At 42.0% G+C, this 839-nt stretch carries 1 protein-coding gene; it reads right to left on the bottom strand.

Translation table 11 applies throughout. The features are described from left to right. Window positions 1-22: 22 nt before the first annotated feature. Window positions 23-682 carry a type A chloramphenicol O-acetyltransferase gene (catA, locus tag RTW80_RS26330; RefSeq protein WP_312721024.1) on the bottom strand — a complete coding sequence of 220 codons (660 nt, stop codon included), beginning with the start codon at window positions 680-682 and terminating at the stop codon, window positions 23-25. Window positions 683-839: the final 157 nt, after the last annotated feature.

An 839-nucleotide genomic window follows, 5' to 3' on the forward strand; every position in this document is an offset into this window, starting at 1 on the left:
ACCAATAACTGCCTTAAAAAAATTACGCCCCGCCCTGCCACTCATCGCAGTACTGTTGTAATTCATTAAGCATTCTGCCGACATGGAAGCCATCACAAACGGCATGATGAACCTGAATCGCCAGCGGCATCAGCACCTTGTCGCCTTGCGTATAATATTTGCCCATGGTGAAAACGGGGGCGAAGAAGTTGTCCATATTGGCCACGTTTAAATCAAAACTGGTGAAACTCACCCAGGGATTGGCTGAGACGAAAAACATATTCTCAATAAACCCTTTAGGGAAATAGGCCAGGTTTTCACCGTAACACGCCACATCTTGCGAATATATGTGTAGAAACTGCCGGAAATCGTCGTGGTATTCACTCCAGAGCGATGAAAACGTTTCAGTTTGCTCATGGAAAACGGTGTAACAAGGGTGAACACTATCCCATATCACCAGCTCACCGTCTTTCATTGCCATACGGAATTCCGGATGAGCATTCATCAGGCGGGCAAGAATGTGAATAAAGGCCGGATAAAACTTGTGCTTATTTTTCTTTACGGTCTTTAAAAAGGCCGTAATATCCAGCTGAACGGTCTGGTTATAGGTACATTGAGCAACTGACTGAAATGCCTCAAAATGTTCTTTACGATGCCATTGGGATATATCAACGGTGTTATATCCAGTGATTTTTTTCTCCATTTTAGCTTCCTTAGCTCCTGAAAATCTCGATAACTAAAAAAATACGCCCGGTACTGATGAATCCCCTAATGATTTTTATCAAAATCATTAAGTTAAGGTAGATACACATCTTGTCATATGATCAAATGGTTTCGCCAAAAATCAATAATCAGACAAC

This window comes from Escherichia sp. AM3, from assembly GCF_032029835.1.
GTDB lineage: Bacteria > Pseudomonadota > Gammaproteobacteria > Enterobacterales > Enterobacteriaceae > Escherichia > Escherichia coli.

Excerpts from the sequence above, each read along its gene's own strand:
- catA (WP_312721024.1), bottom strand. The coding sequence starts at position 682 with ATGGAGAAAAAAATCACTGGATATAACACCGTTGATATATCCCAATGG.